Origin of the sequence: Bradyrhizobium sp. ORS 111 (assembly GCF_045571485.1) — a bacterium.
In the GTDB taxonomy this organism is placed as follows: Bacteria; Pseudomonadota; Alphaproteobacteria; order Rhizobiales; family Xanthobacteraceae; genus Bradyrhizobium.
Genome location: NZ_CP120701.1, coordinates 7125924 through 7138640, shown reverse-complemented (window position 1 = coordinate 7138640; position 12717 = coordinate 7125924). Strand labels below are relative to the sequence as shown.

Below are 12717 nucleotides of genomic sequence, written 5' to 3'. Positions count from 1 at the left end.
CGGCAGGTTGCGGCGGCGGCCCGTTAGGCAGGGACACCGTTCCCAACTGCGTCAGAAGCGATGTCCCGCCGTTAATGTTGTCAGGCGACGATCCCGTCAGGCGACCTTCGGGTTGAGCTCGCCTGCGGCATAGCGCTTGGCCATTTCCGCCGTGGTCAGCACCCGCTTGATCTTGCTGGCCTGGCCCGCGGTATTGAACTCCTGCAGCCGCTGCTTGCACAACTTGGTCATCGCCTCCATGGCGGGCTTCAGGTACTTGCGCGGATCGAACTCTTCCGGATTGTCCTTCAGCACCTTCCGGATCTGGCCGGTCATCGCCATGCGGTTGTCGGTGTCGATGTTGATCTTGCGCACGCCGTTCTTGATGCCGCGCCGAATCTCGGCGACCGGCACGCCCCAGGTCGGCTTCATCTTGCCGCCATTGGCGTTGATGACGTCCTGCAGCTCCTGCGGCACCGAGGACGAGCCGTGCATCACCAGATGCATGTTCGGCAGCTTGCGATGGATCTCCTCGATCACGTTCATGGCGAGGATGTCGCCATCGGGCTTGCGGGTGAACTTGTAGGCGCCGTGCGAGGTGCCCATCGCGATCGCCAGCGCGTCGACCTTGGTCTCCTTGACGAACTTCACGGCCTCATCGGGATTGGTGAGCAACTGGTCATGCGACAGCTTGCCCTCGGCGCCGTGGCCGTCTTCCTTGTCGCCCATGCCGGTCTCGAGCGAGCCGAGCACGCCGAGCTCGCCTTCCACCGAGATGCCGCCGAGATGGGCCATGTTGGTCACGGTCCTGGTGACGCCGACATTGTAGTCCCAGTCGCCGGGGGTCTTGCCGTCGGCCTTCAGCGAACCGTCCATCATCACCGAGGTGAAGCCGGCCTGGATCGCCGTCATGCAGGTGGCGGGCTCATTGCCGTGGTCGAGATGCACGCAGACCGGAATCTGCGGATAGATCTCGGTGACGGCGTCCATCATGTGCTTGAGCATGACGTCGTTGGCATAAGAGCGCGCGCCGCGCGAGGCCTGGATGATGACGGGGGCGTCAACCTCGGAGGCTGCGGCCATGATCGACAGCGCCTGCTCCATATTGTTGATGTTGAACGCCGGAACGCCGTAATCATGCTCAGCCGCGTGATCGAGCAGTTGCCGCAACGTGATGCGAGCCATTCATTTTCTCCCTGTATTGCAGCGCTTTCGCGCGTGATCGGATGTGAGTTAGCCCTCAGCCCTTCTTCAGAACTTCGACGCCGGGCAGCGGCTTGCCTTCCATCCATTCGAGGAATGCGCCGCCAGCGGTCGAGACGTAGGAAAAATCCCCGGCGACGCCGGCCTGGTTCAGCGCCGCGACGGTGTCGCCGCCGCCGGCGACCGAGATCAGCTCCTTCGCCTTGGTTCGCTCGGCGGCATGCTTCGCCGAGACCACCGTGCCGCGGTCGAACGGCGTCAGCTCGAAGGCGCCGAGCGGTCCGTTCCACACCAGCGTTGCCGCATCGTCGATCGCGGCATGGATGCGCGCGATCGATTGCGGGCCGACGTCGAGGATCATGCCGTCGGCGGGAATCGCGTCGAGCCCGTAGGCATGCGACGGCGCATTGGCCGAGAACTGGCTGGCGACCACGGCGTCGACCGGCAAGATGATCGCGCAATTCGAGGCGTTGGCCTTGTCCAGGATCTTGAGCGCGGTGGCGGCGAGATCCTTCTCGGCCAGCGACTTGCCGATCGCGACGCCCTGCGCGTGCAGGAAGGTGTTGGCCATGCCGCCGCCGATCACCAGCGCATCGACCTTGGTCACCAGGTTCTCCAGAAGGTCGATCTTGGTCGACACCTTGGCGCCGCCGATGATCGCGATCACCGGCTTGGTCGGCGCCTCCAGCGCCTTGCCGAGCGCGTCGAGCTCGGCCTGCATGGTGCGGCCGGCATAGGCCGGCAGCTTGTGACCGAGGCCTTCGGTCGAGGCGTGAGCGCGGTGCGCGGCGGAGAATGCGTCGTTGACCCAGATGTCGCCGAGCTTTGCGAGTTCAGCGACGAAGCCGGCGTCGTTCTTTTCCTCTTCCTTGTGGAAGCGGGTGTTCTCGAGGCAGAGGATATCGCCGTCCTTCAGCGCTGCGACCGCCTTGGCCGCGGCGTCGCCGATGCAGTCGTCGGCAAAGGCGACCGGGCGCTTGATCACCCGCGACAGCGCCTCGGCGACCGGCTTGAGCGACTCCTTGGGATCGCGTCCCTTCGGCCGGCCGAAATGGGCCAGCAGGATCACCTTGCCGCCCTTGTCGGAAATTTCGGTGATGGTGGGAGCGACGCGCTCGAGCCGGGTGGCGTCGGTGACGCGGCCATTTTCCATGGGGACGTTGAGGTCGACGCGGAGCAGCACGCGCTTGCCCTTCATGTCGATGTCGTCGAGGGTGCGGAATGATTTTGTCATGGGGTCAACTCGAACTCTGAGCGGTCATTCCCGGGCGATGTGGAATAGCGACCCGGAATCTCGAGATTCGGGGGCTGGTCGTTCGAACCATCCCCGGGATGACGGAGGAGCAAGACGATGATGCCCGGCACAAGGCCGGGCATCAGGATCGTCTGTCTTAGAGCAGCTTTCCGATCGCGACGGCGGTATCGGCCATTCGGTTGGAGAAGCCCCACTCGTTGTCGTACCACGACATCACCCGCACCAGCGTGCCGTTCTGCACCTTGGTCTGGTCCATGTGGAAGGTCGACGAGTGCGGATCGTGGTTGAAGTCGATCGAGACGTTCGGCGCGGTGGTGTAGCCGAGGATGCCCTTGAGCTGCTGCTCGGAGGCGCGCTTCATCGCCTCGTTGATCTCCTTGGCGTCGGTCGCGCGCTTGGCGACGATCTTGAGGTCGACCACCGAGACGTTCGGGGTCGGCACGCGGATCGCGACGCCGTCGAGCTTGCCCTTCAGCTCCGGCAGCACGAGGCCGATCGCCTTCGCCGCACCGGTCGAGGTCGGGATCATCGACATCGCCGCCGCGCGGCCGCGATAGAGGTCCTTGTGCAGGGTGTCGAGGGTCGGCTGGTCGCCGGTGTAGGCGTGGATCGTGGTCATGAAGCCGGTCTCGATGCCGACCGTGTCGTTCAGCACCTTGGCGACCGGAGCCAGGCAGTTGGTGGTGCAGGAGCCATTCGAGATCACCATGTGGTCCTTGGTCAGCGTCTCGTGGTTGACGCCGTAGACGATGGTGGCGTCGGCGCCATCAGCGGGGGCCGAGACTAGCACGCGCTTGGCACCGGCGCTGAGATGCGCGGAAGCCTTGTCCTTCGCGGTGAAGATGCCGGTGCATTCCAGCGCGACGTCGACGCCGAGGGCCTTCCACGGCAGCTTGGAGGGATCGCGCTCAGCGGAGACCTTGATCTTGCTGTCGCCGACGCTGATCGAGTCGCCCTCGACGGTCACGGTGCCGGGGAAACGGCCGTGCACGGAATCGAAGCGCAGCAAATGCGCGTTGGTCTCGACCGGGCCGAGGTCGTTGATGCCGACCACCTCGATATCCCTGCGGCCGGACTCCGCGATGGCCCGCAACACATTGCGGCCGATACGTCCAAACCCGTTGATCGCGACGCGGATTGCCATGCTCGTCTCTCCTCTAAAAGCTGATGCCCGCCCCGCGGGAGACCTCCCACGAGGGTTTTACGGCGGAACGCCCGGTTCGGCCGGGCGCGGACGGAAAAGATGGAGCTTTGGTAATCCTTTTTCGCGGCAAGCTCAACCTTCGGCCGGCGGGCGTCTGGCCGGCGTCAGACGCGCTTCAGCGCAGCGTTAACGACGGCCTCGGCAGTAATGCCGAAGTGCTTGAAAAGGTCCTTCGCCGGGGCGCTGGCGCCGAAACCGTGCATGCCCACGAATTCACCATCGTGGCCGATCACGGCATCCCAGCCCCAGCGCACGGCGGCCTCGACCGCGATCTTGACCGGAGCGTTGCCGATAATGGCGTTTTGGCGCTCGGCGGGCTGCGTCAGCAGCAATTCCAGCGACGGCACCGAAACCACCCGCGTCGCGATTCCGCGCTCGGCGAGCTGCTTCTGCGCCTCGACCGCGAGCTGGACCTCGGAACCGGAGGCGAACAATGACACTTTTGCGTCGCCCTGCGCCGGCACCAGCTCATAGGCGCCGTGACTGCACGGGTTGTCGTTCGGCGCCGTGGTGCGGAGCTGCGGCAGGTTCTGGCGGGTCAGCGCCAGCACGGTCGGGCCTTCGACGCGGTTGAGCGCCAGTTCCCAGCACTCGGCGGTCTCGACCGCATCGCACGGACGGAACACGCGCATGTTGGGCATCGCGCGTAGCGCCGAGAGGTGCTCGACCGGCTGGTGTGTCGGGCCGTCCTCGCCGAGGCCGATCGAGTCGTGGGTCATGACGTAGACGACGCCGGTACCCATCAGCGCCGACAGCCGGATCGCGCCGCGCGCATAGTCGGTGAACACCAGGAAGGTCGCGCCGTTCGGCGCGAAGCCGCCATGCAGGAAGATGCCATTGAGGCACGCCGCCATGCCGTGCTCGCGGATGCCGTAATGGATGAAGCGGCCCTTCGGCGTCTTGGCCCCGAACGCTACCGCTGACTTCGCCTTGTTGTTGTTGGAGCCGGTGAGGTCGGCGGAGCCGGCCACGAATTCCATCGGCATCGCCGCGGCGATCACCTCGATCGCGGCTTCCGACGATTTGCGGGTTGCGACATTGAGCGGATTTTCCAGGAGCGCCTTCTTGTGCGCGCGCAGCGCCTTGGCGAGCGACTGCGGACGCTCGTGACGGATGCGGCGCTCGAACTCGGCGCGCTTACGGCTGCCGAGCTGGGCGAACTGCTCATCCCACGCCTTGTGCGCGGCGGCGCCGCGGGCACCGGCTTCGCGCCAGGCCTTCAGCACGTCATCGGGCACCGAGAACGGCTCGAGCGAGATGCCGAGCTTCTCCTTGGCGGCCTTCAATTCGTCGGCGCCGAGCGCCTCGCCATGCGCCTTGGCGGTGCCGGCCTTGTGCGGCGCGCCGTAGCCGATCGTGGTCTTGCAGGCGATCAGCGACGGCTTGTTCGACTTCTGCGCGCGGGTGATCGCGGCGGCGATCGCCTGCGGGTCCTGGCCGTCGATCAGCTCTGCGGCCCAGCCGGCCGACTTGAAACGCTTCACCTGGTCGACGGAATCCGCGATCGAGGTCGGGCCGTCGATCGAGATGCCGTTGTCGTCGTACAGCACGATCATCTTGTTGAGCCGCCAGTGGCCGGCGAGCGCAATCGCTTCCTGCGAGATGCCTTCCATCAGGTCGCCGTCCGAGGCGAGCACATAGGTGTGGTGGTTGACGATCTTCTTGCCGAACTCGGCAGCGAGCATCTTCTCGGCCAGCGCCATGCCGACTGCGGTCGCGATGCCCTGGCCGAGCGGGCCGGTGGTGGTCTCGATGCCTTTGGTATGGAAATTCTCAGGGTGTCCCGGCGTCGTCGATCCGAGCTGGCGGAAATGCTTGATCTGATCGAGCGTCATGTCCTTGTTGCCGGTGAGGTAGAGCAAGGCATAGAGCAGCATCGAGCCGTGGCCGGCCGACAGCACGAAGCGGTCGCGATCGGGCCAGGCCGTGTCGGCCGCATCGAATTTCAGGAATTGCGTGAACAGCACCGTGGCGATGTCGGCAGCACCCATCGGCAGGCCGGGATGGCCGGAATTCGCCTTCTCGACGGCGTCCATGGCAAGGCCACGGATCGCATTGGCCATACGGGTGTGATCGACTTGCGTCATGATGAAAGTCCGCCTGAAATGAGGAGTTGGTTGCGGGACGCATCGGGGCGGGCAGCCGCGACACGCGCGTGATGGCCTTACGGGGTTGCGGGGTGGATTAGCACCTCAAATCCTCAAGTCCAAGGCGATCAAACGCCCCAAAACGGGGAAAAGTTGCTCGAAATCGGCCGTTTCGATTGTTCGGTGCATAGTTCTGCAGCGACATTGCGCTGGCCTCGCTCGCCACGTAAATTTCATCCCCTAACCGCTTGCCGATACGCCGGTTTTGCCGTGCGGCAGGCTTGTCTCAAGCAGGCTACCCAAGACCAACTGATGAAGGTCCGCGCCGCGTGTCATGAGTGATCGTCCCGCCAACGGGTCTGGCAATACCGAGGCACCACTTGCCGATATCGATGCTGCGACAAAGCGGCTGATGGCGGCGCTCGATGCGTTGGAGAGCTCGGTGGAGCGGCGGCGCGAGGCCGATCGCGACGAGAACGAGCTGGCGAGCCGCATTCAGGCGCTCGGCGCCGATCGCTCCAGGCTCGCCGACGAGCTCGACGGATCGCTGGTCAAGACGCGCAAGCTCGAGCGCGCCAATCGCGAGATCGCAGAAAAGCTCGACGCAGCAATCGGCACCATCCGCGCCGTGCTGGAGAGCGGAGAGACGAGATGAGCCACATCAACGTCACCATCAATGGCCGGCAGTACCGGATGGCCTGCGAAGAAGGCCAGGAGGTGCGGTTGCTCAAGCTCGCGGAAAACCTCGAGCAGCGCATTGAATCGCTGCGCGGCAAATTCGGCGAGATCGGTGATGCGCGGCTCACGGTGATGGCGGCGCTCACCGCCTGCGACGAACTGGTCGACGCCGGATCGCGCATCCGCAACCTCGAGGAAGAGGTCGAACAGCTCCGCAACGCGCGTGTGGCCGCGGCCGACCGCGCCCGCGCGACTCAGGTCGCCGTCTGCAACGCGCTCAACGCTGCGGCCGAGCGGATCGAGCACACCACGCAGGTGCTCAACCGCACCGTCGGCGGCGGGATCGCGATCGGGTGATCACCCTCCCCTGGCGGGGTAGGGCAATTGCATTTGGGAGAAAAACGCCCTGTGGCCCATCCTTCGAGACGCCCGCCTTTGGCGGGCTCCTCAGGATGAAGTCTTGTTTTTGCGGCACACTAGTAGACCCTCATGGTGAGGAGCGCCGCTTGCGGCGCGTCTCGAACCACGAGACCGAGGACGTGCGCAGCCGCCCAAGGTGCGCAGCCGCCCAAGGCGGCATGTGCAATTGCCCTGCCTGGTGGGGCGAGCTATCGCATATCGCTATCGGCCATGACGACGTGGAAACGTCGGTTGCAGAAGCACGCAAACGCCATATGCCCCCTGGGGCGAGCGTGCGTCTGCTTGATTTCGGAATATTGGAAGAATATCGGTGAGTTGCCCGACGCGTCAAGTAGCCTGATCGAACGCCAGCCACCGCCGGCTACTTTGCATGGGGTTGTTTTTCGATATTTTGCCAACGCGTCTTCCCGCAAGTGCCATCCAGGGGTGGATGAAGAGAAAGCGTGAGCTCTGCGTCTCTGTTACCGCTGGCGGATTGCGGCAACGATGGCTACATTAGCCTCGCGAAGCTGCGTCGTGCGTCAGGAGCCATATATCCCCGGGGCCTTATCGATCCTTTAGGGAACTGTCCCTGGCCGGGTCCGTGGACCCGGACATATGGTGCCCACCTACTTTCGTAGGGAACTCCGGGATCGAGCGCTCCAACGGCCTCTGCGGCTTCGCACTCAAAGCGCGATGAGGTCATCGCGCTTTCGTGCTGTGTTTGAGCATGATCTCCTCGGAAGACGCTTCGCATTTTTCCGGATCGTGCTTTCGGTTTGTGATGTTTTTCGTTGCGGCGGTTTGATTGACTAGCAGTGCCTGCCCCGTCGATGCGGGGTGTCCAGTACGCCGCGGCTTGGCCGCAAGACAGGGGCGTCTCTGGAATGGTGGATTGTCCGCTGTCGCGGACGATGACAGCGGAAGATGGTCATGCATGCATCTCCATCGAAGGCCGAACTCCGGGCGCTCGCGCTGGCCAAGCGCGACGCGCTGAGCGACGAGCAACGCCGCGCTGCCGCCGAGGCGCTGGCCAAGCGCGGCGCACCGTTCGAGATCACCTCAGGCATGATCGTCTCGGGCTATTCGCCGATCCGCAGCGAGATCGATCCGACACCGCTGATGCTGAAGCTTGCGGCCAACGGCGCGCGGCTCGCGCTCCCCTGCATCAATGCGCGCGGCCAGTCGCTGACGTTCCGCGCCTGGGCGCCGCATGAGAGGCTGATGCTTGGGCCGCTCGGCATCCCGGAGCCGTCGCCGGCTGCGGCCGAGGTGCATCCTGATGTGATGCTGGTGCCGCTGGCCGCCTTCGACCGGCTCGGCCACCGCATCGGCTACGGCGCCGGCTATTACGACTATACCTTCGCGCATCTGCGCAAGGCCAAGCATGTCATCGGCGTCGGACTGGCGTTCGCCGCCCAGGAAACCAAGGCGATCCCGGCGTTGTCGCACGACGTTCCGCTGGATTATGTGCTAACGGAACGCAAGACGTTCGATTTCCGGAGTGCCTAGCATTGCGTATTCTCTTCGTTGGTGACGTCGTCGGCAGGACCGGCCGCACCGCCATCACCGATCACCTTCCCGGAATGATCAGGGACTGGTCGCTCGATCTCGTCATCGTCAATGGCGAAAACTCCGCCGGCGGCTTCGGCATCACCGAGGCGATCTATCAGGAGCTGCTCGACGCCGGCGCCGATGCGGTCACGCTCGGCAACCACGCCTGGAATCAGAAGGAAGCGCTGGTGTTCATTGAGCGCGCGCCGCGGCTGATCCGCCCGCTGAATTTTCCGCGCCATTCGCCCGGTCGCGGCGCTGCGCTGATCGACACCAAGAACGGCAAGCGTGCGCTGGTCATCAACGCGATCGGTCGCGTGTTCATGGAGCCGTCCGCCAACGATCCGTTCGCGGCAATCGAGCGCGAGCTCGAAGCATGTCCGTTGCGCCGGGGCGCCGACGCCATCGTGGTCGACTTCCACGGTGAAGCAACCAGCGAGAAGCAGGGCATGGGCTACTTCTGCGACGGCCGCGTCAGCCTCGTGGTCGGCACCCATACCCATGTGCCGACCGCCGATCACCAGGTGCTGCCCGCCGGCACCGCCTATATGAGCGACGCCGGCATGACCGGCGACTATGATTCGGTGATCGGCATGCAGAAGGAGGAGCCGCTGCAGCGCTTCCTCACCGGCATTCCGTCCGCCCGCTTCGAGCCGGCGTCGGGACCCGCAACGCTGAGCGGGGTCGCGGTCGAAACCGACGATGCGACCGGGCTTGCGCTGAAGGTCGCGCCGGTGCGCGCCGGCGGCCGGCTTGCGCCCGCGGTGCCGGAGTTCTGGGTAAAGTGAGGATCGAATTGCTGCCCCCGTTCGTCATTGCGAGCGGAGCGAAGCAATCCATCTCACGGCAAGTGACGAAATGGATTGCTTCGTCGCTATCGCTCCTCGCAATGACGGCTCGTCCGGGCTACGGGGTGCTCGCTTAGCTCTGCCGGAAGCCCATCCGGAATGCGCCCCAGTGCTGGCCGCCGACGACAATCGGCGATGACAGGTCCTTCATCAGCACGAAATTGCCGCCGCCCATGTCGCGGCGATAGGTCTGCAACAGGAACGACTTTGTGTTTGCCGCCACCTTCTTCACCGCGCGATCGTTGAACAGGCGGCGGTTGCGGCAATTGGCGTTGTTCCAGACCGGATCGGGGCCTTGCGGCAGCCGGTAGTTCGGATTGTGCGTCGGCAGATAGCCGCCCTTGGCCCAGGCGACGCAGAACACGATGCGCGGGTCGCTCTTCTGGATCGGATCCTGGATCGCGGGCAGCACGCGGTCGGTGAAGGCCACGTAGTCGGTGAGATACTGCTTCGGATCGGTGCCTGCTATCTCCCGGTACTTCTCGTCCATCAATTGTGCGAGTGTGATCTCGCCGCGCGCGATCGCGTGCTCGAACAGCTCCGAGATCTGCTTTGCGGTCTCGATCACGACGCGGATCAGCGGCGCGTCCGAGGTCTGTACACCGCTGTCTGCGATCATCGCGATCAAGTGTTCCGAGGTTTCGAGCAGTTTCGTCACCCGCTCGTCGGCGTGCTTGAGGTCACGCGAGGAGAGTTCGACGCCTTTGGCAAGCTCGTTCAGTTCCGCGATCACGGTGTCGCAATGACCGAGATTCGAGGTCGCGGCGCGCGCCACGCTGTCGATCTCGGCGCCCACGGATGAAAAGCCTTCCTGCACGCGCATGATGATGCCGGAAATCTGTCGGGCGCCTTCGCCGGCGCTCTTTGCGCGCAGCGAGGCATCGCTGCTCTCGCCGATCAGGCTGCTGATCTGGCCGTCGAGATCGCGCACGGTGTCGGAAATCTGATGCGTCGCCTGGCGGGTCGCCTCCGCCAGGCTCTTCACTTCGCTTGCGACCACGGCAAAGCCACGACCGGCGGTGCCGGCGCGCGCGGCCTCGATGGTGGCATTGAGAGCGAGCAGGTTGGTCTGCTTCGCGATCGCCTCGATCGAACCCGAGACCTTGGCGACTTGGCTCAGCGCCGAGCCGACCGCGGCAAGCCGTGCCTCGATCCGTCCGACCGCCGCAACGAGCTCTGCGATGTGACCGACCGCGGTCTCGACCACGCTGCGAGATTCCGCGATCTGGCCGACCGCGGCGGATGTGGTCGATTGCACCGCCTGCGACGCATTGGCGATGTCGTGATTGGCCGAGACCATGGTCTCGGCGGTCTCCTGCAAATGGTGGAAGCGCTCCGACTGGTTGCTGACGCGACTTGCCACCTCCTGGACGTTGCCGGTGATGTCGGCCAGCTCCACACCGAGTCCGCCGATCCGGTCGGCGAGCTGGTCGATGAGCCGTTCGGCCAGCGTCCGGCCGGATGACGTGTCCAGAACTGCGGCTTGCGCGACCGACATTTTCGAGCTTCCCCCGTCAGAACCGCCCGTCGACCCGTCGCGGCATTCTCCATTCCGATCTTGAAAGCGTGATTCGCGCCGTCGGTCTTGCCTGAGCGTGCACTCGAGCTACAAGAATGGTCAAAGCTTGTAGGCGGTGCGGAAGCCGCCCCAGTGCCGGCCGCGCACGCGGATCGGCACGTCGATCTCGCGCATCATCACGGTCGTGCCGTTGCCCATGTCGCGCGCGTAGGTCTGGATCAGATAGGCGCGCTGGTTGCGGCCGGCGGCAAGCCCAGCCGGGTCGTTGAAGATGCGGCGGTTGCGGGAGTTGGCCGTGTTGTAGGCGACGTCGCCGGGGCGCTGCGGATGCGAGTAGAGCTTGTTGTGGACGGGCAGGTAGCCGTTCTGGTCGATCGCGACGCAGAACGCCATCCGCGGATCCCTGGCGAGGAATGCCTCCTGGAACGGCGGCAGCGCGCGATCCGCCCAATCGAGCATCCTGGTGCGGTACTGCACCGGATTGGTGCCCGGTATCTCGACATAGTCGGTGTCGAACAGGTCGTCGATCGCCACCGCGCCGCCGGCGACCGCGTTGTCGAAGATCTTGGTCAGCGCGCTGCCTGCCTCCATCGCGCGGGTGACGAACTCGGTGTTCTCCTCGTGGATCGCCCACATTCTGTCTTCGATCTTCTCGCGCAGCGCGGCGGTCGGAGCCTCGAACCGCGCTTGTGCGCCGGCCTTGGAGCGCTCGCCGATCCTGATCCGGCAGACGCCGATATCCTGCAAGGTCGCGCTCAGGCTCTCATGTGTCGGGAGCTCGTCGGCCTCGGCCCCGCCGATCAGGATGCCGTCCATCGCGAGCTCGTAGACCGGCGCGGTGACGCTGCCGCGCGCGGTCGTGATCTCGATCTTGAAGCTGCAGGGGAGACGTTCGTTCTTGCGCGGATCGCCGCGCTCGTCCTGGCGCAGCAGCACCGCGCAGCGCGCCTTCAGCTTCTGGGCGAAGGCGGTCACGGCCTTGCCGGCCCTGGCGACATTGTCGCCGTGCCTTGCTGCTTCCTGCGTTGCGCTGTCGATCTCGCCGGCGCTGGTGCCGACCGAGACGATGAAGTGAGATGCGGATGCGGCGTTCTGGCCGATCTCGCCGGTGATCTGGTTCTGCTCGACCACCGCGCCGTTGACATGCTCGAAGACCGGGCGGATCGCCTCGATCGCCTGCGAGATGCGGTGCACCGCGTCCGCCGAGCCGGTCGCGTCCTTCTGCAATGCCTCGATCTTCTTGGTGATCTCCTCGGTCGCGCTCTGGGTCTGCACCGCGAGCGCCTTGACCTCGGTTGCGACCACGGCAAAGCCCTTGCCTGCGGCGCCGGCGCGTGCCGCCTCGATCGTCGAGTTGAGCGCGAGCAGCGTGGTCTGGCGCGCGATCTGCGCGATCAGATTGACGACGTTGCCGATCGCGGCCGAGGATTCGCGCAGGCGATCGACATTGGCGGTGGCCTCGCGCGCCGCGGCCGCGGCGTCATCGGCCAATCTGCTGGCGTTGCGCACCTGCTGGCCGATGCCCTCGGCGGAATGGGTGAACCTGTCGGCGGCCTCCGAGAATGTCGTCGCGGTGCTCTGCGCGGCGGTGGTGCGGCCGGTCAGCGCGTCGGTGCGTGCCCGGATGGTCGCGAGTGTCGCGGCGGTGGCGTCGGCACCGGCGGCCACCGAACCCGCGGCGCGCTCGAGCTGACGGATCATGCCGCCGAGCTCGAGTTCCAATAGTTCCAGGATCTCCCGCGCCGAATCGCTTTCGGTCGAGGTGATGGCTTCGGGCGCGGTGTTCGCGGCCGGAACTTCTGATTTCACGGCGGGCGCAACCGGCTCCGGCCCTCGCCTTCGAAACAAACCGAACGCCATGGGGACCCTTGGGTATGGGAATTGGGACGGCCGATCCTCTCATCCGGGCATGAAGTCATGGTTAACAGGTGCCTGATATTCCGGCATGCGGTAGTATCTGCAACGGAACGTCCCGCCGATCTTTGATTTTG

The 12717-nt window shown here is 65.1% G+C and carries 10 protein-coding genes and 1 other RNA gene; 5 read left to right on the top strand and 6 right to left on the bottom strand.

Features of this window, described 5'->3' with window-relative positions; genetic code table 11:
• Nucleotides 1–96 precede the first annotated feature (96 nt).
• The 4 genes from fba to tkt form a co-directional block, all read right to left on the bottom strand.
• Nucleotides 97–1164 carry a class II fructose-bisphosphate aldolase gene (gene fba, locus P6U30_RS32910; protein WP_407166886.1) on the bottom strand — a complete coding sequence of 356 codons (1068 nt, stop codon included), beginning with the start codon at nucleotides 1162–1164 and terminating at the stop codon, nucleotides 97–99.
• Nucleotides 1165–1219: 55 nt separating this feature from the next.
• Nucleotides 1220–2416, bottom strand: coding sequence for a phosphoglycerate kinase (locus P6U30_RS32905; protein ID WP_407166885.1), 1197 nt, complete (start codon nucleotides 2414–2416; stop codon nucleotides 1220–1222).
• Between the two features lie 157 nt (nucleotides 2417–2573).
• Complete coding sequence (gap, locus tag P6U30_RS32900) at nucleotides 2574–3581, bottom strand: type I glyceraldehyde-3-phosphate dehydrogenase (protein ID WP_407166884.1); 1008 nt, start codon at nucleotides 3579–3581, stop codon at nucleotides 2574–2576.
• A 164-nt stretch (nucleotides 3582–3745) separates the two neighbouring features.
• Nucleotides 3746–5728 carry a transketolase gene (gene tkt / locus P6U30_RS32895; protein ID WP_407166883.1) on the bottom strand — a complete coding sequence of 661 codons (1983 nt, stop codon included), beginning with the start codon at nucleotides 5726–5728 and terminating at the stop codon, nucleotides 3746–3748.
• A 334-nt stretch (nucleotides 5729–6062) separates the two neighbouring features.
• On the opposite strand from tkt, the gene P6U30_RS32890 reads away from it, so the two are divergent.
• The 5 genes from P6U30_RS32890 to P6U30_RS32870 all read left to right on the top strand — a co-directional run bounded on the left by P6U30_RS32890 (nucleotide 6063) and on the right by P6U30_RS32870 (nucleotide 9147).
• Nucleotides 6063–6383, top strand: a complete 321-nt coding sequence (locus tag P6U30_RS32890) for a DUF4164 domain-containing protein (protein ID WP_407148647.1) — start codon at nucleotides 6063–6065, stop codon at nucleotides 6381–6383.
• Complete coding sequence (locus P6U30_RS32885) at nucleotides 6380–6763, top strand: cell division protein ZapA (protein ID WP_407148646.1); 384 nt, start codon at nucleotides 6380–6382, stop codon at nucleotides 6761–6763. Before P6U30_RS32890 ends, P6U30_RS32885 begins: the two co-directional genes overlap by 4 nt.
• Nucleotides 6764–7329: 566 nt before the next feature.
• Nucleotides 7330–7490, top strand: a non-coding RNA gene (ssrS, locus tag P6U30_RS32880) — 6S RNA.
• A 248-nt stretch (nucleotides 7491–7738) separates the two neighbouring features.
• Complete coding sequence (locus P6U30_RS32875; protein WP_407166882.1) at nucleotides 7739–8317, top strand: 5-formyltetrahydrofolate cyclo-ligase; 579 nt, start codon at nucleotides 7739–7741, stop codon at nucleotides 8315–8317.
• Between the two features lie 2 nt (nucleotides 8318–8319).
• The gene (locus P6U30_RS32870; RefSeq protein ID WP_407166881.1) at nucleotides 8320–9147 is read left to right on the top strand and encodes a TIGR00282 family metallophosphoesterase; all 828 of its coding nucleotides are present in this window, start codon (nucleotides 8320–8322) and stop codon (nucleotides 9145–9147) included.
• Between the two features lie 133 nt (nucleotides 9148–9280).
• Here P6U30_RS32870 and P6U30_RS32865 read toward each other — a convergent pair whose 3' ends face one another.
• Nucleotides 9281–10705, bottom strand: a complete 1425-nt coding sequence (locus tag P6U30_RS32865) for a methyl-accepting chemotaxis protein (RefSeq protein WP_407166880.1) — start codon at nucleotides 10703–10705, stop codon at nucleotides 9281–9283.
• 120 nt (nucleotides 10706–10825) lie between these two features.
• Nucleotides 10826–12586: a methyl-accepting chemotaxis protein gene (locus P6U30_RS32860; RefSeq protein ID WP_407166879.1), complete on the bottom strand. Its 1761-nt coding sequence runs from the start codon at nucleotides 12584–12586 to the stop codon at nucleotides 10826–10828.
• Between the last annotated feature and the right edge of the window lie 131 nt (nucleotides 12587–12717).